This is a genomic window from Roseibium sp. M-1 (genome assembly GCF_054515675.1).
Genome location: NZ_CM137257.1, coordinates 4,475,368 through 4,496,908, shown reverse-complemented (window position 1 = coordinate 4,496,908; position 21,541 = coordinate 4,475,368). Strand labels below are relative to the sequence as shown.

At 57.8% G+C, this 21,541-nt stretch carries 11 protein-coding genes and 1 pseudogene; 8 read left to right on the top strand and 4 right to left on the bottom strand.

Features of this window, described 5'->3' with window-relative positions; all coding sequences use genetic code 11:
- Window positions 1–52 precede the first annotated feature (52 nt).
- The 8 genes from ACX3M4_RS20335 (at window position 53) to ACX3M4_RS20300 (ending at window position 15,539) form a co-directional block, all read left to right on the top strand.
- Window positions 53–421 (top strand): XRE family transcriptional regulator, encoded by a 369-nt coding sequence (locus ACX3M4_RS20335; RefSeq protein WP_459354805.1) that lies wholly within the window; start codon window positions 53–55, stop codon window positions 419–421.
- A complete protein-coding gene (locus ACX3M4_RS20330; RefSeq protein WP_459354804.1) occupies window positions 414–1,607 on the top strand; it encodes a cysteine desulfurase family protein in 1,194 nt (397 codons plus the stop codon). The genes ACX3M4_RS20335 and ACX3M4_RS20330 overlap by 8 nt, the downstream gene beginning before the upstream one ends.
- A complete protein-coding gene (locus ACX3M4_RS20325; RefSeq protein WP_459354803.1) occupies window positions 1,600–2,550 on the top strand; it encodes a DUF4007 family protein in 951 nt (316 codons plus the stop codon). Before ACX3M4_RS20330 ends, ACX3M4_RS20325 begins: the two co-directional genes overlap by 8 nt.
- The gene (locus tag ACX3M4_RS20320) at window positions 2,543–6,001 is read left to right on the top strand and encodes a hypothetical protein (protein ID WP_459354802.1); all 3,459 of its coding nucleotides are present in this window, start codon (window positions 2,543–2,545) and stop codon (window positions 5,999–6,001) included. The genes ACX3M4_RS20325 and ACX3M4_RS20320 overlap by 8 nt, the downstream gene beginning before the upstream one ends.
- Complete coding sequence (locus ACX3M4_RS20315; RefSeq protein ID WP_459354801.1) at window positions 5,991–6,845, top strand: phosphoadenosine phosphosulfate reductase family protein; 855 nt, start codon at window positions 5,991–5,993, stop codon at window positions 6,843–6,845. The genes ACX3M4_RS20320 and ACX3M4_RS20315 overlap by 11 nt, the downstream gene beginning before the upstream one ends.
- 135 nt (window positions 6,846–6,980) lie before the next feature.
- On the top strand, window positions 6,981–8,756 hold the full coding sequence (locus tag ACX3M4_RS20310) for a hypothetical protein (protein WP_459354800.1): 1,776 nt from the start codon (window positions 6,981–6,983) through the stop codon (window positions 8,754–8,756).
- Window positions 8,749–10,278 (top strand): hypothetical protein, encoded by a 1,530-nt coding sequence (locus tag ACX3M4_RS20305; RefSeq protein WP_459354799.1) that lies wholly within the window; start codon window positions 8,749–8,751, stop codon window positions 10,276–10,278. Before ACX3M4_RS20310 ends, ACX3M4_RS20305 begins: the two co-directional genes overlap by 8 nt.
- Before the next feature lie 5 nt (window positions 10,279–10,283).
- A complete protein-coding gene (locus ACX3M4_RS20300) occupies window positions 10,284–15,539 on the top strand; it encodes an FtsK/SpoIIIE domain-containing protein (RefSeq protein ID WP_459354798.1) in 5,256 nt (1,751 codons plus the stop codon).
- A gap of 53 nt (window positions 15,540–15,592) precedes the next feature.
- Here the strand turns inward: ACX3M4_RS20300 and ACX3M4_RS20295 are convergent, their stop codons facing one another.
- From ACX3M4_RS20295 to ACX3M4_RS20280, 4 genes and pseudogenes are all read right to left on the bottom strand, one after another.
- Window positions 15,593–17,659 (bottom strand): hypothetical protein, encoded by a 2,067-nt coding sequence (locus ACX3M4_RS20295; RefSeq protein ID WP_459354797.1) that lies wholly within the window; start codon window positions 17,657–17,659, stop codon window positions 15,593–15,595.
- Window positions 17,652–20,078: a sensor histidine kinase gene (locus ACX3M4_RS20290; RefSeq protein WP_459354796.1), complete on the bottom strand. Its 2,427-nt coding sequence runs from the start codon at window positions 20,076–20,078 to the stop codon at window positions 17,652–17,654. The genes ACX3M4_RS20295 and ACX3M4_RS20290 overlap by 8 nt, the downstream gene beginning before the upstream one ends.
- Window positions 20,079–20,271: 193 nt before the next feature.
- A pseudogene (locus ACX3M4_RS20285) lies at window positions 20,272–20,435 on the bottom strand (VOC family protein); the annotation flags it as partial.
- Window positions 20,436–20,478: 43 nt separating this feature from the next.
- On the bottom strand, window positions 20,479–21,381 hold the full coding sequence (locus ACX3M4_RS20280; RefSeq protein ID WP_459354795.1) for a toll/interleukin-1 receptor domain-containing protein: 903 nt from the start codon (window positions 21,379–21,381) through the stop codon (window positions 20,479–20,481).
- Window positions 21,382–21,541: the final 160 nt, after the last annotated feature.

The window sequence follows — 21,541 nt, the reverse complement described above, 5'->3', positions numbered from 1 at the left end:
CAAAAAGCTGCCGAAAACCTCTTGATTATTAGCCAACGACAAAGGGATACCCTTGCCAAGCTTATGGAAAATTTCCCATAATGGTTGCATCGAATCATTGCTGGGGGCAATTGTGGTACAATCAGGCTTACGCGCAGTGATTGCCAACGATCTTCTTGACGTCACCCAGGTGGTGCGTTCGGATTTGCGCGCGATCTTTGGTCGCGTTGTCGCCGAAACTGGACTCAGCCAAACACGGGCGGCGAAGGTTTGTTTCACCGACCAGCCAACGCTCTCAAAGGTCTTGTCGGGTCGAAGTGACAGCGTAAGTTCAGATCAACTATTGCGCTGGCTTGTACAGCTCGGATGTACAGTGGAGATCAGCGTGAAGTTTCCAACTGCTTCGACGGGCGGCGCTATCAAGGCGACGTTCAATGAATAAATTTCTCCCGCATTTAGCAGTTGCCGACGTTACCGAACGTTGGCCGATATACATGGATAATCACGCCACGACCCCTGTTGATCCCCGGGTTCTTGAGACCGCAATCCGGATGATGGCAGAGGACTTCGGGAATGCGAACGGCGTAGAAAACGTTCACGGCGAGCAAGCCGCCTACGCGGTGTTACAAGCCAAAGCTCTCGTCGCAAAGATCGTGTCAGCAGAGTGCGAAGACGTTCATTTTACATCCGGTTCTACAGAGGCAATTCAACTTGCCATCGCACATGCGATCGCCGTGCACCCTGGGCCACTGCGCATCGCGATGTCGAGCGTCGAGCACAAGGCGGTGATTGACACCGTCTTGCGAGCCGAACGAATGGGTCTTGTCGAGACGTCCTGGGTCTTGGTGGATGACAAGGCTCGGCTGGACTGGACGAGCCTAGAGGGGGTGCTCTCGCAAGGTGTCGACTTGGTCTGCATCATGGCCGCCAACAACGAAGTCGGGACAATCTACCCTGTGCGGCGGATCGCCAAGACGTGTCACGATCATGGAGCGGCCATTCTGGTAGATGCGACCCAGGCGATTGGCCGTATGGCTTTCGATATCGAGGACGAGATGTTCGACTATGTCGCCTTGAGCGGACACAAGGTATATGGGCCGAAAGGGATCGGTGCTCTCGTTGCTCCCAGGTTTGATCGGTCGGTGGTTTACGGTCTGCAGGGCGCACATAGCCCGACACCCAACGTTGCCGGAATTGTCGCTATGGGGCGAGCGTGCGAGATTATGCAGCTTGAAGGAGCTCAGGAGAGCGCGCGGCTCAGACACTTGCGCGATCAAATGCAGGAACGCCTGCTTGCCATGGTGCCAGGCGTGGTCATCAATGGTGACCTGTCCAATCGTCTTCCTCACAACCTGAATTTTTCCGTACCAGGCGCCCCGAACGACGTGGTGCTCGCAAGACTGCGAGGCAAGCTCTCGGTCTCTACAGGGTCGGCATGCAACACTGGGGCACAAGAGCCGTCGCACGTCTTGCGGGCGATGGGCTTACCGGATGCGCTGCTGGAAAGCTGCCTGAGGATCGGTCTTGGCCGATGGACTGTGATGGAAGACGTCGAGGCTGCGGTGACATTGATCGCAGATGCGGTACACGACTTGCGTGCGAGTTTCTCTGGAGCAAACCATGCTTGACCTAGCTCTGTCCGAGGGACAACCGAGCTACCGATTTTCTGGACACGAGACGTTTGCCTGCCGCTATGCTTGGCTACCCAAAGCCTACCGTGCGATCAAGGCAGATCCGCATATCTTCTTCAATGAAGACGCCGCGATGGTCGAGTTGGGTATCGGTAAGAATATGGTCCGCGCCCTGCGTTTCTGGGTGGACGCCATGGGAGTGGCGCGGCCGACTGCCGACAGGACCCACGCAATCACAGATTTGGGAGATGTGATTTTCGGAGACGATGGCTGCGACCCGTTCCTCGAAGAAACCAAGACGCTTTGGCTGCTGCACTGGACCCTTTCCTCTGCCGCCGCGCCCGCCCTGTTTGCCTGGAATTACCTCCTGGGCTCGTGGCCCTATCCGGAATTTTCCCGCTCAGAGGCGCTGACCGCGTTCCTCAGACAATCCCAACGTCTCGGCTATACCCATTCAAGTGTCACACTGAGCCAGCATCTGGATGTCTTTCTGCACACCTATCAATCTGCGCGAAGCGCGCGTGTTGGCATCGAAGACTCCCTTGACGGCCCTTTCGTTGAGTTGCGCCTTCTCCAGCAGACTGGGGAACGTCGAAGTGATACGGGACGATGGGAGCCGGTCTACGCGTTTCGACGGGAACCCAAGCCGGAGATATCGAACGATCTCTTTGCCTATGCGCTGCTGGACTATTGGGATCGCGTTGCTCCGGCGGAAAAGACGATGCTCATCAGGACTGTCGTTTCGGCACCGGGCGCGCCTGGACAGGCCTTCAAGCTTCCCGAAGAAGACGTTCGCTCGCGCCTGGAGACACTCTCTCGCGACGGAACATATGGTTTCAGCTATCGCCCCTCTGCCATCCAGGGATTGTTGACCCGCGAGTCGATGATCAAGGCGAACGCGAGAGCAGTCTATCAGAATGGGGCGATCAGACATGGTTGAACAGGCCGACACCAGAATTTCCGAGGTATTCGCCGCGCCAGGCCGGTTCCTGCGGTCTGCCCAATTGGAGAAGGACTTTCTGGACCCCGCGGCTTTGGAAGGTTACATCGTCACGCCCCCCATGGCAGACGCATTGCATCGGATGCTTGATTGTACTCGGGATGGATCGAAGCGCCGGGCTTGGCGCATCACGGGTGACTACGGGGTCGGTAAATCGAGCCTCGCCCTTGTGCTGGCACGCATTCTCTGCGACCCGAACGCGAAGGACGTGCAACGGGTCGTGAACGCCATTGGCTGGGACAGTGGAACCGCGCACAAGCACTTTCTGCCGATCCTGGTAACGGGCAGTCGAGAAGGCATCCCTACCGCAGTCGCGCGTGGCGTGCGTGAAAGCCTGGTACAGCAGGGCAGCACCGATCTGATCAACTCTCGCATTGAGGCAAGCATTGCTGTCTGTGAAACTGAGGGCACGGTGCGGGCGCTGGAACAGCTAATTGCTCAACTGGTCAAGCGCGCCACCGACCGCGGTCTTGGCGTACTGCTCGTCATCGACGAACTGGGTAAATTGCTCGAATACGCGGCGATGAACCCGGACCATGAAGACGTTTTCGCACTCCAGCGCCTTGGCGAGATGGCGTCTCGAAGTGGTGATCGGCCTTTCTTGCTCGTCGGCATTTTGCACCAGGGCTTTCAAGCATATGCCGAGCGCCTGCCCCTGACTCTCCGTCACGAGTGGGACAAGGTGGCAGGCAGGTTCGAGGAAGTGGTCTTCGACCAGCCCCTGGTTCATACCGCCGCGTTGATCGCAGGCGCGCTCGGGATCGACCAGCAAAAGCTCTCTAATGAAGTACGATCTCGGTCAAATGCCGCGCTTGAAGGTGCTGTTCAGATCGGATGGCTGGGTGGGCGTGGCCTTAACATCGATGCGGCAAGCTTTTACCCATTGCACCCATCCCTCCTCCCGGTGATGGTGCGATTCTTTTCCCAGTTCGGGCAAAGCGAGCGCTCCCTTTTCGGCTTCCTGCTTTCCAGCGAACCCATGGCTTTGCAAGCCTTTGCCGAGACAACGCCGTTGGGGTCCGGCTGGTTCGACGTCTCCCAATTCTACGATTATGTCCGCAGTTCGTTTGGACATCGTCTGTCGGCGGCGAACTACCAAAATCAGTGGCTCCGTATCGTCGCCACGATCGACGCTTGTATTGACGCGAGTCCTCTTGAACTTAAGGTGCTGAAAACCGTAGGGATCTTGAACCTCCTGGATTCGGACGATCTCTTCCCGACGCACAAGAGCGTTGTAGCCTGCTTGTCGATGTTCAGTCCCAGCAAGGTCAACGAGGCAATCGAACGCCTCGGTCGATCGGGACTGCTGTTTGAGCGCGGCGGCACCGGGGCATACCGGCTCTGGCCGACATCGAGCATCAATCTGCAGGGAGCGGTTGAAGCTGCCAGGCGAGCAGTCGGGACAATCGAGGCGGTCGGCCCTGCACTGGGCGGCCTTCTTGATGGCGAAATGGTGCTGGCCCGCCGGCACTATCTCGAGACGGGGACGATGCGCTATTTCGAGCTTCGCTACGCGGCTGTCGAGGACGTTGCCGCGGCTGCGAGCAGACCGACAGAGGCGGACGGTCTTATCATCTTGTCGCTGGCCGACCAGAAGGAACATCAAAAGATCGCGAGGGAAGCAGCCTTCGCGCCGCAGATCGCCGGCGAGCCAACGATCCTGATCGGCCTGCTTCCTCCTGTTTGGCATCTTGCCGCCTATTTGCGCGACGTTGTCATATGGCAGTGGGTCGAGGGCAATACTCCGGACCTCGCCAGTGATGATTTTGCTTCTGCGGAAGTGCAGCGTCAGATCACGCGTTGTCGTCAGGCATTGCGAGCCCAGTTCGAAGAGCTAACAAAGGTTGGCACGGGTGAACGAGTCGAGTGGGTTTATCAAGGCCAACCCTTCGAAAACGTCGGCAATCTGCCAAAAATCGTCTCGCAATTGTGCTCGGACCTCTATCCCCTGGCTCCGCGGGTGACCAATGAGTTGGTCAATCGCAACGTGTTGAGCAGCGCGGCGGCGTCAGCTCGCATGCGGTTGATCGAGGGCATGTTCGACTCCGAGGGGAAGGCTCTTCTCGGAATCGATGAACGCAAGTCGCCGCCCGAAAAGTCGATGTACTTGTCAGTCCTGCAAAAGGGCGCGTTGCATGTCGCCCAAGGCGAGGGCTTCGTGCTCCAGACCCCTCTTGCATCCCAGGATCCACTCCATCTGCGCCCCAGCCTGACTGAAATCCTCAAGCTGGTACGCAAAGGCCGCGGCTGCCGCGTTCAGATCGCTGACATTCTTGCCAGGCTGGCAGGTCGCCCCTTCGGTGTACGAAACGGCTTGGCTCCGATCTTGTTGGCTCTGGTCATCAAGGAGCATGGACATGAGCTCGCGCTCTATGAGAACGGGACGTTCCTCCCAAAGTTCGGGGCGATGGAATTTCTCCGTCTCACAAAGGCCCCGCAGACATTCGAGATCCAATATTGTAGCGTTAAGGGCGTAAGATCGGACGTTTTCGTCAGGCTCGCCAGTCTCTTTGCCACCGGCGTTGAAGGGCGCCAGCCGGTCCTGCTGGATGTTGTGACACAGCTTTGTCAGTTCGCGGCTAAACTGCCGGAATACACACGCAGGACCAAAGCTCTCTCTCCAACGACGCTCGCCGTGCGTGATGCGCTGCTCTCGGCTCGCGAACCGGCGAGCTTGCTCTTTGCCGACCTGCCCCACGCCTGCGGGCTTGCCGCATTCCAGATCGATCAGGCCGATGGCGGTTCGATCGATGATTTCATAGCGCGCTTCACCGATGCCGTTGCGGAGTTGCAGAACACTTATGGCGAACTCATCAAGCGCATCGTTAAGGCGACGAGCGAGGCGATCGGCCAGGATCCCGAGCATTTCGATCGCGTGACGCTGGCATCGCGGGCGGCTCGGGTTTCCCTGGCGGCCCGTGAACCCCGCTTGCGGGCATTTGCACTGCGACTGCGGGATCCTGCTCTGCACGACGAGGCATGGGCTGAATCTTTGGCAAGCTTCGTGGTGGCCAAGCCGCCCAGTCGTTGGCTCCCCGGCGACGAGGTCCGTTTCACCGAAGAGATTGGCGCCCTGGCGGAAATATTCGCCAGGGTCGAGAGCACGATATTTTCTTCATCGGAGGATCGTCCCGATATCGACGCCATCCGGCTGAACCTGACCAGGGGGGATGGCAGGGATCTGGTGCGGGTCCTGCACCCGGTCTCGCTCGACGAGGGAGATCAGGAAGCCTTGCAGGCGTTGGCAAAGCGGCTGCCTCGAGGCGAGACGCAGCGAATTCAGATTCTTGCGAACCTCCTGTGGGAGGAATTGGAGCGTGTTCGGCAAGTTTCGTCCGACGAAGACACTACTGCCGACGCGTCCGAGATAAGGCTACCTCATGACCACTGACTACGCTCAACAGATATCGACCGCCTTCGGCGGAAAGCCGCCACGCCACATTCTGAGCCTATCGGGTGGAAAAGACAGTGCCGCGCTCGCCATCTACTTGCGCGACCGGGTTCCAGAGATCGAATATATCTTCCACGACACCGACAAGGAGTTGCCGGAGACATATGACTATATCGGACGGCTCGAGGCCATTTTGGGCAAGCCCATCGTGCGTACGACGCCTGTCGACAGCTTTGACCATTGGCTGACCGTCTACAGGGGAATGCTGCCGTCCAACCATCGGCGGTGGTGCACCAAGATGCTGAAGCTAAAGCCGTTTGAGGCCTATGTCGGGGACGGGCCGGTCATCAATTACGTGGGCCTTCGGGCTGACGAGAATCGGTCTGGCTACATCAGCACAAAGCCGAACATTTTGGCGGTTTATCCATTCCAGGACGACGGGCTAGTGCGGTCCGATATTATGAGGATCCTGGAAGAGTCGGGCTTGGGACTTCCGCCCTACATGGATTGGGGCCGCTCCCGGTCCGGCTGCTATTTCTGCTTCTATCAGCAGAAGATCGAGTGGGTGCGGCTTCTCGAAACCCATCCCAGCTATTTCGAACTGGCACAGGCCTACGAGGAGAAGGCTGTCCAGTTCGGCGAGCAATTCTTCTGGTGCCAGAACGAGCCGCTGCGCGAACTAGCGAAACCGGAACGAGTCGCAAAGATCAAGGCTGACTGGGAAAAGGCACAGGCACGCAAGAAGGCAAACCGCAAGTCCTTGTCTCTCGTCGAGACCTTGGGGGGGCTTGAGGTTGAGGACGATAGCCACCTACGCGACGGTTGCCTGGTATGCTCGATCTAGATCGGAAACGAACGCTGCGCGAAGGGATAACCACGGTCGCGCGGACAAGTGAGGGGGGAGAGGCGGATGAATGGGCTGGGGAGCCGATGGGTTCGCTTCGTTAAGCAATACGGACCCATCTCCAGGAATGACAACATGTACGACGAACAGATCAGGCGGTCTGCTCGTCGTTACGACGTTGAACCGCTGGATTTTGTCCATCCGCTCGAAACGGATCTTTTCGCTGCGGTCTCCAAGGATGTCAGCCGGTCTTGCTCTATAGTTCTCACAGGCACCGCGGGCGACGGGAAAAGCCGACTTTGTGGGCGCCTTTGGACCGAGCTGGGCGGGGATGCAAGCGAATGGACTGCGAACGAAATCTATCAGGAGATCTCGGCGGTCGTGGGCGGTCGTGCGCGCACGGTCGGGATCATCCGTGACTTGACCGCACTGCCAGCGAACGGAATTTACGGGGCCTGGTCCGGTAAGCCGGCCTTACTTGGGGCCGTCAACCGCAGTTTTTTCGATCCCGATCCCGATTTCATTTTTGTAATAGCGGCCAATGATGGCCAACTTCTCGATACATGGCGGCGCGCTGTCGAGGTGCCATTGTCCGACGAAAGCTATGAGCTTCTTGAGGCCTGTCTGGTCGAGGGGAAACCGGCAAGCCAAGGCCAAGTGGCATTCTTCAACCTGAGCACGGTCTCGTGTGCGACGATCCTCGATTTGACACTCGAGGCGATCATCGGACATACCGGTTGGGCGGCCGCCTATGCCGAAGCTGAGGTTGACGGTTTTTTCTCGGAAGCCTGTCCCATACGCCGCAATTACGAGATTCTGTCTTCTCCGCGATTCAGATCGCGCCTCAGGCAGCTTTTTGAACTGATGGATCTCAACGAGCTTCACACACCTATTAGGCGTGTCTTACTGCTGATCGCAAACATGCTCCTGGGTCACCCGCTTGCCAAAGACAGACTGATGTCGCCTGTCGATGTCCGACCCTTGTTGCGGTCCGGCAAGGCGCATTCAGGCGATATCTTCCAGAACCTATTCGGGGCCAACCTGACCCAGCCTCGTCGTGACAGCCTGGAAATTTTCGAGTTTCTCAACCGGTTTGGCATCGGAGACGAGACAACCAACAGGATCGACAACATCCTTGTTTTCGGGCCCTCTGACGAAACGCTGAGGCCCTATTATGTCGACTTCGTCGAAAGTGCCTTTTCCCCGCAAGCCCTCGACGAGTTGTCGGCTCTGCGCAATGACTATCTTGAACGGCCCGATGGCACACAAGACGGTGAGCACCTGTTCCTGGATAGCCTGCAGGCGCAACGCCGCGCCATCTTCTTTCAAATTGATGAAGAACAGTCAGAGGAGTTGCGGCTCTGGGACCTTACCGTGTTTCGTCACGCTGGCGAATTCCTCCGGGACGTAGTCATCCCCTTGCGCCAGAACGGACGAGTGAGCCGCACCATCCTAGGTCGCTTGGTAAACGGTCTCAATCGAATATTCACCGGCATGCTGGTCACGACGGACCGCGAGCTGCTGGTCGCTGCGGGCTTGTCTGGATCGGCAGCAGGTCTCAGTCAGATACTCGTGGAGCGCATCAGCGTGGCGCCACGTCGTCACGAGCGGATCGAGCTGCGTGCTGGCAGCTTACCGACGCTGATCGTCGAAATCGACAGCGGTATCGAAGTGCGACTGGATCTTAACCTGGTCCGATACGAGTTTCTTATGCGCGTCGCCGGAGGCGCTTTGCCGGGCAGCTTCTCAAAGGAGTGCCACGAGGACATCCTTGCCTTCAAAAGCACGATCCTGTCCGCACTCGCACGATCCCGTCCGAGCCAAGACTCCAATGATCTCAGTTTCCGAATCCTCAGCCTCAACAGCGCGGGTGAGCCAGTAGACGACGTCATCGAGGTGAACTGTGCTTGAGACCCTTCCGCCGCCGCCGCGAAACGATCATCCCAACAATGACATGTGGGTTGACGAGCAGATTTGGGGCCACCGTCTTTGGGACACGACAAATCCCTGGCTGATATTTCTGGAATTGCTCGGCGTCGCTGAAGCCAAGGAGCGTGATCGGTCTTTGCTCGACGACGGTGGCACCCCGTATCCGCTTCGCTTCAAACCGGCGCAGCGGATGTATGTTCGCAATATCCTTTATAACAACGAGTCGTTATTGCGGATCGCCGATGAGGGTCTGGCCGACAACGCGGCCTGGGAGAAATGGCTGACGGCAATGGCCGACCGTGCGCAAGCCGTACCGGTGCGGGACTTTTCTTACCTACGAAAGCGCTTCAGCTCATTCTCGGATTTCGTCGCGTTGGTGTCGATGCTGCGCGGCACGACAATAGAGAATGGTTCCAACAAGCGTTGGTCCTCGCGTTTCGTGTTTCCGTTCGGCCGGCATGCGCTCTACGAGGACTTGAACGTCAGGAATAATTCGGCGTCGCGCGAATACATCAATTTTGGTCTGCCGGGCGAACTCGTCTACCAGATGCTCTGCCGTTCCCAGCTGGCGGCTGAGCTCGCTCCGGAAATCACTCAGATGTTCGATGGCGATTCCTGTGACCGGCTGCTGCAAATGCTGGAGCCGGACTATGAGGAAGACAAGTCAACTCGCGGCAACAGCTACCTCCCTTATGCCAGCCATGAGACGTTCGATGATTTGGCGCAAGATTGGCTGGCGTTGCTGCGGGGTCCCCTGCCCCGATTTGATGCCTATCCTCATTTGGCTGCACTAACGTGCCTCCATCTCCTGCGCTATCAGCTGTTGGTTGCCGCAGACTATTGTTTTGTGAGCAAACCGCATTTCATTTGCGAGGTGCTTGCCCCGCGGCGAACACCCGTCCGAGAGCTGTCTATTTCGAATTTCCAGATAAACGATACACTGCCGTCGAGGGCGGTTGACGCATATATCGATGCCATCGGCAGAAGCGACGAGTGGCGACGTCGCCAAGGCGGCGAGACTCCGTTTCCCGACTGCAGGCGGTTGCTGGTCGATAAGGTGCGCTGGCCTGCTGACGATGACTACAGCGGCCCTCCGGACGAAACGGCGTTGCTTCTTGATCTCAAACGGGCCGCTCAGGCACGACACCGGCAGCATGTAGCGGCGGTTCACAGATCCTACGGCGCGGGCTGTGGTTTGGTTTCCAGGCGTGGGACCAATCAGTTGCGATATGCTCCGACGGATGCCCTGCTGAAGTCTCTGATCCTGGCAAACGTGTCGACCCGAATGGACTACAGCGAATTTCTAGACCTGCTGTATCGGCGGTATGGGCTTGTGATCGGCGAACGAGAAGCAGTCCAGGTCCTCTCCGACGATGAATTCGATCGCAAGTCATTTCAGATGAATTCGGCGCGTTTGGAACGCCGGTTGCGAACTCTGGGCATGCTGCGCCGACTGTCGGATGCCTGCGCCTATGTCGAAAACCCGCTTTCCCTCAGGATGTGACGCCGATGGATATTCACGAACTGATTGGGAAGGTTGCATGCTCGATCCTCAAAGAGGAGTTGAGCGATGCGGCAGCAGAGGCAGGCACAGCGCGCTTTCTGCTCGATGGGCTAAGTGTCCTGCAAACTGTTGCCGTCACAAGGGCCGTGCTGGCTGACGTTTTCTTATCAGAACGCATCGAGATCAAGCTGCCCAACGTGCTCTTCGAAGGCCATGGCTTACCTGAGGACATTCTTACCGACCGGAACGCCACATTCTATCGCAGCGCCGACTGTGACAAAGCCGCCTTCCTCATTACGAATGCGACCTCTGAAGAGGGGCAGGCCGAAGACATGTCACTTCATGAGGTGACGCCCATCGGCTCTGCACAGTTGATGGAACTTTTGCCAGCATGGGTCGCGATCGCAAGCTCGGGACTGGCGCTCACCGAAGATGCGAAGACCTGGTGGGAAAGGTCTCTGGCTGGGCTTGTGCAGGTAGGTTCAACTGCACTGGAGCGATTTGCCCGGTACGTGGTATCGACACGAGAAGCCGTGATCGACGAAGGATACCCCGTCGTCGAGGCATTGGGGTATGCGCTTCCAGCCCTTCAGCTGCCGCGCGATCCCGCTGCGTTTGCCGGAATAAAGGATAGATCTCTACGTCATCCCTCGGTCTGGCGCCGCGTGTTTGTTGGTTTGCGCCGCAAGCGGCATCCCTATCTCCTCAAGCAAAATCCCAACCAAATCGTCATATCTGAGGCAGAGCTTCGCGATGCATTCGAAAAAGCACGCGATGTCATTCCTGTTATTGCGCATCCTGTCATCGAGCTCTTCATCGAAAGTCGTCCTGGCTGGAATTCCAGCTCAGAGGCCCTGGCCAACTGCCAATGGGAGCACATCAAGCCGCTATTTGAGGGCCTGGCACGAGAGAAGGCAAATCTCGGCCAGGATACACAACGGTTTTACGCAGAGGGGCCCGAAGACCTGCTTTCCAGCGAGGACGAAGAGTACCTGGAACTACTAGTCAAACGCAAAACCACAGGAACACCGGAGGACGAGGATATCTCGTTCTATGACCGCCATCGTGACGAGATAAGAGAGGATCGAAAACTCAAATCCTCTTGGGACAAGTTCATCTACGGCCGCCCCCTGGAGACGGATGACTTTCTGTCTGGCGTCGCTCTGATGATGGAAACCCTGAATGCGCGCGCGATGATCGGCGTGAAGCGGCATCTGACCATTCGGTGCGATTCTGCCACCAAGAGAGATCTCCGTGGCTTGAACACCGAAGCCGGCCTTTTCTTTTCGCTGCGCCATGCGGGACTGCAAAAGCTTTTCGGTCCAGGGGTTTCGATCGAGTTTGGCGCTCTGTTGGATTACCCGGCCGTTCTGCAGGCATGGCGAGAGAGCAAGGACAAGTCCGCCGTCAACAGGTCTGTAGCAAAGGCGGCGCTGCAGTTACGATTCCATCTGGAACTCGAGACCACCGATTTCGACGGCGGGACGACGACCGCATCAGCTCAGCTCATATGGAAATATAGACCCGACGTAATCTCCTCCCAGCTGGCGGATGACTGGGACCGCTTGAGCGATCACCCTTTTGTTGCGCTTCGATGTGGACGCGAGCCCGGAACCGCCGGTCGCCGGCCGGGGTCTATCGACCTTTCCAACGTAAAGACGCTTGTTCCCGCATATGACCGCGATCGTGGTTCCCTGGTTCCCACTTATCGGCGGGACCGGGATCTCCGCCTGACTTGGAAGGCTAACCTTGTTACAGCGCGCGAACAGAACCTCCTCAGTGAGGACTTCGCCGAGCAACTTCGGGCGACCTTCGAGCGGTTTTGCGAGAGCTATGAGGAGGCAATAGCGGAATTCCGACAGGAGGGCAGCTCAAGCCCGGCCTGCCGCGAGCAGGTAAGCCGCTACGCAGATCTGCTCGACAAAGTTCGACAGATGGCGCCGGGAGACCGGAATAAAGAGCTCCTGCTTCGTCCTCTTTTGGAAATGGGTCAGGCCCCGGTGGGCGACGGGGCTGCATCTGCCATTGTCGCTCCCTGGCATCCGATGAGGCTGGCCGCCAGCTGGCGGAAAGCGCACCTCGCCCGGCAGGTGGTACGGAGCATCATCGATCTTCCCGGCGGGCTCGAAGGGGACACGAAGTTGTTCTTTCGCGACTTGGCTGAAGACATGCGGCATATATTCTATCCAGAAGTGGTCGTGTCATGGACGGGTCGAAAACCGGAGCTTCTTTCGCTCGCCGACTCTCAGGGAGACTACTCGCTTCACGAAAAGCCGGTTCTTGGCGACTCGGGAAGCGGTGAGACCAGCGACGACGCGACGGCCGGCAGCAATTGCCTCCTGGATCTGACCCAGCGCTATCTCAAGCTGCATCCGCACGAGCGCGCGAATATGTCTCTGGTGCTCTACAATTGTGACTCGGCTCGCCTCCCCCAACAGATCGTCGATGGTCTCGGCGAACTGAATGACGACGAGGATATGCGTTGCCAAGTCATGCTGCGGCACACGGATGGGGAGCGCCTAAGGGACATTTACCGATCGATCCTGACGACCACGAGTAGTTCGCCGGAAGTATTGGCGGCTTCTGAAATCACACAGGATTTCATGGCGCGATTGCGCATCAGCGTGATTGCTGACCAAGCGCCGCCGCCCGATGCAAGGGATGGCCGCCCATACGATATCGTTTTCAGCCAGGACGTGATTTCACGACATGCATCGGTGGAGTGGTACATGGAGTCCGCCGATCCGGCTGATATCGCCACGCTCCTGCCTGCGCGGTGGTCACGGCGGCGGCCCGGAGCCATGGATGATCTGAAATCATGTGTCTACCTATGCTCACCTGTCCAAAGCCGAGAAGGCTGGGCCTATCTGTCAGCCCTGACCTCCTTCCTCAGGAGTGACGAGGCGGACAGAAACGGCAAGCGGCTGTTGCCTGTCCGCCAGCTGGATTTCCGCGACGAACGCACCGCTCGCATTTTCGAGGAGACCCACGATCTGGGTGCGTGGGTCGTCAACTTTGACGAACTTCTCGATCGGCGACAGCTACAGAACCAGAGCGTGCGGGTGATCCGCTACAAGCAGTCGTCTACCCAGGGACGCAACGTCGTCATCTCTTCTCGGGCGCCCCTGAACCTGCTTCATGCGATGGTGCGCCGACGACTGGAGGAACTCCAGCTGGATCTAACACGTGACGAACTCGATGCGCTCGCAGAACGGTTCATTGCGGACGCCAACGATATTTCCGGAGATATCGTCTTGCGGGCCGCAAAGCGCGGTGAGGCCGCGGGCGAGCTTATCGGGGTCGTATTGAGCCGGTTCCTGGCTCGTCAATCCTTGGGCTCGCAGCGCCTGGTCGGCTGGTACTTCCTCGACGACTATGCAAGTTGGTTGGGCGCGCGCGAGGAGACCCAGGCCGATATCTTGGCTCTCTCGCCAGCGCTCGATGAGACGGGTCGGCTGATCCTTCGGATCCTCGTGACCGAGGCTAAGTATGTTGACGCCGTTTCTTATGCTGCAAAGCGAAAGGAATCTGAAAAGCAGCTCCGAGACACCGTCCGGCGCATAATCGACGCGACGGCGGAGCCAAATCGTTTGGATCGGGACTCATGGCTATCCCGGCTGGGAGACCTTCTACTTGACGGAATCCAGATCCCGGCGTCGAGCGACGTACCTCTGATCGAGTGGCGGCGGCTGGTTCGCGACGGTCTCGCCAAAATCGAGATCGTCGGGTTCAGCCACGTATTCGTCCCCACGGCACTGGATTCCGCTTCGGTTACCGATTTCAGCGATGTTGGCGGAATTCCGGGAAGCAGGCAGATGGTATTCGGACGAGCCGAGCTGAAGGCCCTGCTGACCGTCTACGCCACAAACGGAAACATCGAAGATCTGCTGACCTCGATTGATCCGGTCTACGGAAAAATGCCATCGCCGCACGTGCCTTTGGACTCGAAGGCGGTCAAACCGGCGTCGCTTCGAGAAATCAACAAACAAGCGCCCGGCTCCAAAGACCAAGAGCCCGCTATTCCTGCCCGGGAAGTGTCTGAAGAGGAGGAGAAGGCGTCCCCCGTGGCGGCGGCTCCTGTCGCAACCGATCATTCCGTCGCGTCTGTCATCCATCGACATATTCATACGGGACCGGTCGAGACTGCGCCGGACGAAGAATGGCTAGCGAATACCTCGCTCATGGCGAGGAGCGCATTGCAGCAAGTCGGGCTCCAGGCAAAACTTATCGATCAAAAGCTCACCCCAAATGCCGCAATCTTGCGCTTCAGCGGCAGCGCCAAAATCACGGTCGAGCAGGTATTGAAGCGGCGCTCTGAACTCTTGACGACCCACAAGCTGGACATCATCTCGGTCCGGCCTGAGCCAGGGGCGATTGCGATCTATGTCGCCCGCTCAGAGAGGCAGGTCGTCGACATCCAGAGCCTGTGGCAGCGTTGGCATCCGACGGTCTCACCGACAGGCGCGCAGAACATTCTGGTGGGCGTGCGCGAAGATGACAACGAACTCTTTTTCTTGTCGCCCAGCCAGCGGCACGCCCCACATACGTTGATCGCTGGCAGCACGGGCTCGGGCAAGTCCGTTCTGATGCAGTCGATCATTCTCGGAATCGCGGCTACCAACGACCCTCGCCACGCAAAGATCGTGCTGATCGATCCCAAGCAGGGGGTCGACTATTTTGCGTTTGATGCGCTGCCGCATCTCGAAGGGGGGATCATCGACCAACAGGAGACAGCCGTCGATCGGCTGGAGCGTTTGGTCCTGGAGATGGACAACCGCTACCGGCTGTTCAAAGATGCACGAGCTCCCAACATCGCGTCCTATAACGCCAAGGTCGATGCCGTGGACATATTGCCGACCTACTGGGTGATCCACGACGAGTTCGCCGAGTGGATGCTCACCGATGAATATCGCGCCGCCGTGACATCGACCGTTGGACGGTTGGGGGTCAAGGCCAGAGCGGCCGGCATCCACCTTATCTTTGCCGCGCAACGACCTGATGCAAACGTGATGCCGATGCAGCTACGATCGCAGCTCGGCAATCGGCTCATTCTGCGCGTGGATTCCGAAGGTACGTCGGAGATTGCGCTTGGAGAGCGCGGCGCCGAGAGACTGCTTGGGAAGGGTCACATGATCATTCGCACCGAAGGTGAGCATGGCCTGATATACGTGCAGGTGCCTTTTGCTTCCGAATCCTTCATCGCAGATATGGTGGACGCACTCCAAGGTCGGTATTGCAGTGATAGCGCCGGTGGGTCCTAAAATACGACACGCCTCGGGTCTTCGGAGGGGCAGCGAGATGACAAGTCATTTAATCAATCGGCGCGCGGTTCGGGGTTGCCTTTGCGGGATTTCGCGGCTGAAGCTTCTGTAACTGCGGCAGGCTTGACGACTTCAATGGAAATCTCGGCAGCTACCGAGATTGTTGTCTCACTCATCCCGCTGATTGGGTCGGAAGCAGATGCCGCAGGTGCCGATAGCTGTTCTTCCTCCTCGCCTACGACTAGGACCACGGCAGGGGACGTGGGATGAACCCAGCCACCACTCTTTGCGACATACACACTTCCGCGCAGCCTTTTGCATTCACCGTCGGCTGGCAGTGGTTGATCTCCAAGCAGTTGAGGCCAAACTTCGGAACCACTAATCTGGCCGCGAAGGCTCTCGACCTTTGCAGCGAGTGGCCTTCGAGCTTTCTTCTCGTCGTCGGTACTCTCCGGCATTAGGTCGAGCTGATCCTGCATGTGATCCAAGAGATCCTTGCAGGCCTCCTTTAGTTTCGACACCAACGCAGGCGTGAGTCTAACGGCGTTCTTGTTTTTGAAGTGCGACACGACCACCTCCTCAGTAGTTAGCATCACGTCTTTGAGACCCTCCCGAGAATTGTACCGAATCTTGCTTTTCGCATGCCGAGAGATCGGCGGCATCACAGGGGGCCCGACCCTCAAAAGGTGGTTGCCCAGCTCGTGCTGCAGCTTCAATGAGTAGATTGGTCGCAGACGGTCCCTGTTAGACACGTCGAAGCCAGCTTCGGATAGGAACTTCGCAAGACCGCCCAACGGCACTGTCTGGAATGTATTGAAGCGCCAATCTATTCGGTACACTTCCGATCCGTCGATCATCCCCTCTGTCGATGTGTTCGCGTCCTTGTCCGCGGCGCTCGTAACGGAATTCGGATCGCCGAAGAGCAGAATCACCCCTAGATCACGATCCGGCGGACGGCCATGCGTCGAGAAGGCGAGATCACAATCTGGACTCAACACAACGACCGCGCGCCTTCTGTCGTCAGTTAGGAAGACATCGCCTAACTGGACGAATGGCACATCTGCGATAGGAGACCCATCTCCCGCTCGCGGATGTCCACCCAACGCGCCGAGATTCCTGGAAAACAGCGCGTTGTGGTAGAGCGAGGCCACTGCGACCGACGGTTCCGACGGACTGAGCGGTCCGTCCTCGAACTCCATCTTATCGACGGCGGCCTGCTGTGTGCGAAGCTCGCTTTCGAACGCGAGAGCGGTAAGGTGAGAAGAGAGTAGCCACGACAGATAGTCGCCGAGCGGTTGTCCATCAGCGTGAAGAGCGATGCGTTGAATATACGCGAAGTCCCCGATGTCCAGATCATCAATAGCGGTTGAGAGCGCTTCGGCTGCATTTCTCGCGCTTGCCTTGACTGCGGAGATGTAGTCGCCCAGCGCGGCAGAATGCTGCATTCCCCGAGCTAGCATCTCGAGATGCGCCTTGACCTTCCAATCCTCGTCTAGGTCCTGCTTTGATACAAAAGCGAAGGACGCCGCTTCGATGCGCGCATTCCTACGGAACTCGGATCGCATCGCGCGAACACCTTCAATCGTCGACATGAGCACGATCTGCTGCTGCCGATTGTGGTCACGACGTTCCTGCACCTGTCCAGCGATCTGCTCCGCTCGACTACCGTCGATCGCAGTGTCCTCTAGGTAATAGTCGATGAAGACGAGATCAAATCGCGCGATCTCAGATAGATCGTCGTCAGGACCGAACTCGATGACCTCGCATTCGCCCGCATTGCGAATGGATGCGGCTATTGCCCTCATCGTCTGTCGCCGCTCGATCATGCGTTGGGTGGTCGCTGACACGTCGCTGATCTTTGCAAACGCCAAGCCGTTCGCCATGGTCGGATCGGTTAGGGCTTCGATCGCCTCGTCAGGCGCTGCTTCCACAGCCGCGGGATTGAGGCCGCGTACCGCCAGGTCTTCGAGCACCTCCGCATCCTCTAGAAGAGCGAAAACTGCTTCTCTCTCGCTCTCTGGAATGAGATCGAATGACATTGGCTGCAGGCCATCGTCGATCAGCGCAATCGCCGCAAAGCTCGGGGCCGCGGGGCGTGCAACTGCTTGTTGGTTATTCATCAGACCCAAGCTCCAGAATGACGGAATGGATGTATCCGTTTTGATCAGCATCACCTAAAGTGAGGCTCGCCCCATGATAGGCTGCGATCTCTCGGGCGATATAAAGTCCCAGACCTCGTCCCTGTTTCTGGCGCTTCGTGGTGAAGAACGGCTCGAATACAAGCTCGCGCCGTTCTTCTGGGATGCCGGGGCCGTCATCGGTCACAGTTACGCGGCCCGCGTTGGGTTCGACCAGCACGGTGACGTGCCCTATCGCCTCCTCCTCCGCCGCCTGCACAACGCTGCGGTCATACTTGTTTTGCTGCCTTATCCAATAAACGGAATTCGAGAGCAGATTCTCAATGATCTGGACGAACATGCCTTTGACCGCCCGAACTTGTCTACGCGCATCATGTGGAACGATCTGGGTCTGGAAGACTATGTTGGACCGCGAGTTTTGCGCAGCGTAGCCGCCGACGATGTCGGCGATCCAACTACCGAGGTCAAATTCTTCCTTGGTTTGCCGCGCATTTGTTGACAGTGGATCAAGGACCTTGAGGCGCTTTTGTAAGGTGCGAAGCTGCGAATCTAGGACACGGAGTTGGGTTCCGACTGACTGCGGATTTCGTGCCGTGCGGGCACTGGCGATAGTCTTCAGCCCTCCGGCGGTTGCGCGATAGAGTTCGTGCGCGAGGATTTCGATGAGTAGACCGACGCTGGCGAGGTGCATCACGCGGTTGCGCTCCTGTTCCTGTGCTCGCGAAGCCGTCTCGACCTCGGACGCGGCCTCACGAAGGGACGCCACTGCCTCCCTGACCTGTTTGGAGAGACGACGACCTTCCGGCGTCGTCTTCAGCATCGCGAGGAGAGCTGGCATAATCTCTTCGAGACGCGCATCCTCGACCCGGAAGCGGTCGAGAGCGTCTGTCGCCTGAACGCGGTTAGCGCGCGATATCTCATCGTCGACCTGCACTACAAACCCGCGGAAATACTCCATGGTTGCCGCGAGGAGAGTGACGAATGCCTCCTTCTCAGGTGTGTCCTTGAGCCCTTCCCGATTGGACTGGTCCACGAGGTACTTGTTCCCGGCTTTCGAAATGAGAGCCCGGCCGACAATCTGCCCCCGATTCAGTTTGAAACCACTCGTCGAGAATGCATCGCGATCGAGGTCGAGCCAGTCGTCCTTTGGACCACCGTATGGATTCACACGGTAGCCATCACGATATAGCGATACGCCGCCTGCCCAGCTGGCAAGTAGTCTGCGCACGGCAGTGAGATCGCCAATGCCTTCGATCTTCTTCAGAACGCGGCGGTTGAACCAGTACACCTCGAGTCGGAAGGAGCCCATCCGCCTAAGAATATCGGCCGTCACATCGCCGGCGAGGGTCGCCACCTCCACACCTTTGAACTCAAACGGTCGCCTGCGCTTGCGCAGGCGATAGTTCATCATGCCCGAGAGTTTTGGCTGACCTTGATCGTCGAACTCTAGCTTCGCGTCGAAGACCCCATGTGCGTGATCTAGGATGAATGAAGAAAATGGGGGAATCTCGACTGCAATAGAGTTAAACCTGAGCCTAAGAGGGAGCTTGCGCCGGCTGAAGGGATCAACAAGTTTCGAGAACTGGTCTCGTGCTAGGGCTTCGAGCTTGTCGTAAGACCAATCGGAGGTGAGCGCCGTCATCCTGATTAGCGTGCCCTTTTGATTGTCCCCTTTCTCAGATCCCTCCTCGGGCAAGACTTCGATCGAGGAGATGTCCTGGTCTGCCGCATCGGCGAAGTCGTTCCAGTTGATGTTGAGCACATTCCAGTGTGTGTCTGTGGCCGTTGCGGTGATGACCTCGAGCGAATCCCCTAGGCGCATAGCGGAGAGCCGACCTAGGCCTTTTTCGCCTAAGATCACGTGCGCGACATCCTCATCCTCGTCGTCGGGACGAGCAGCCTGGGCGTCACGTTCACGTGCGCGTTGCCCCGTGCCAATCGTTAGGTAGACGTTCTCCAGCGTATGGACATCCATACCGTCGCCATCATCGTCGACGTCGATCCTATTCGCTTCCCGGAGAGCCGCCACGAACTCGCTTTTTGTGCTCGCGGTACGAAGGGCCTCGATTAGTTCTTCAGCCTCCGGAGCCTCTTCATCGACCGCGTCAATCGCAGTTTCCCGCAGATGCTTCCAGTTCCGTGGCACCGACGCCGGAGCGACGATGCCCCGCTCATTTGGTTCTCGTCGCTCACCGAGCTCACGAAGAAGCTCATCGTAAACTTCGAACGGCAGGCGGATAATCACATCGACCCGCACCTCGGGGGACTTCGCATCAAGAGAGTTCTTAACCAGCTCATAAAAGGCGATGCCATCCGAGCTGATAAGATCCGACCCCAAGTGCAAAATTGTCCGGGCAGTTACTCGAAACTTCACGTCGACAATCTCGATGTAGGCAAGCACTTCTCCCCAAACGTCAAATTTCTACAATTCCTTCTTCCACGATAGCTTATCGATAGGCAACATAACGACCATGCCTGACCCGCCAATTGTGGTCTAGCCCTAGCGTCGTCGAGTTCTTCATTAACCGCCAAATAGCGGCTCTATTTCGATGGGGAAGCCGCCAATCAGTAGGCGGAGATTAGGCGGACAACTCTGCAATCTCGACATGCTGATTGCCAGTCCACTGACACGCCCGCCCCATTCTCCTTCGACCATGGCCCGCCCTTCGAGTTCGAGACCGAACTCGCGAAAGAATTCGATCGCTCCTTCGAGATCATCGAAGACGATACCGACGTTGTCCGTCCGCTCGAGCGCCACGTTTTCGATCCCGAAGGTGTCGTTCAGACCGATGACGCCGAACCTATCCAACTGTAGCCCTGAACCACTCTGCGTTTGTCATTCTACCAGCCGCGTAAAGATAATGTGCCGCGAGCTTGCTCCGCGCTTCTTCTTCGGTCTTGCCAGAACCAGCGTTGAAGTGAACCTTGCGGGCCATATCCGTTCGCGGCCGCGCTCTCGCGGTAAAGCCCTCGCTGCCGTCTAGCTGACCTGACAAAATGTCGACATCATAGTCTTCGAACCTTGGGAACTCCGGATCGTGGGGACATGGCCTATCGACTGAACCGCCAAAGAGCCTGTAGCCACAGTCGAAAACTTCGACTACATCCCAGTGCTTCTGCTCGTCGTCCATTGGAGCGTCCGTCCGCGCCGAAAGAGCCGCACCACAGTGTGGACACCGATATTCCTGAAGCTCGGCCTGAAGACGCTCGATTTCTTCCTGCAGGTCAGAAAGGGCAGCGCCACTCGCCAGTCGCTCGATCTCGGCGCGAGGGTGCGCTGCGTAGAGATCAGGCCGCACTGCTCGCAGAATGCGTATCGCGGCTTCCAAAGCATCGACTTGGCTTGTATCGACGGCGAGCTTGTCGGCCAGCGAGGGACTGAAGTTCGACACCTCCTTCTTAGTGACGCCGTGCCACACCGGAATGATGCGGACGTCCTGATCTACCTCTCGGCTTACGAGACTGCGCAGTTCGTGCTTTGTCCAATTCCGGGAAATAAACGCCGGGCTGACGATGACGATGCCGAAGCGCGAATTCGCAATGCCTAGGTCGATCTGCTGTGAGATGCTGTCGCCGAGCTGGAGAGAAAACTCGTCGTACCAGACAGCGACACCGAGCTTGCGCAACGCCTCGGCGAGAGGACGCACAAATGTGGCCTTGTCAGGCGAAGCGTGGCTTATGAACACGTCAGGCTTTTCTGTCATGCACTCCCCCGCGAATTCGGTTCGCGTCAAGTCTCAGTATTGTCATACTGTAAGCCTCTCCCCGTTTTCACCATCCTGGTCTTCGTCTGGCATCTCGCCGATAGGTATTGTAGTTGCTGATTAGTGCCCTAACAAACGAGCATCTTCGATGCACTTCCAG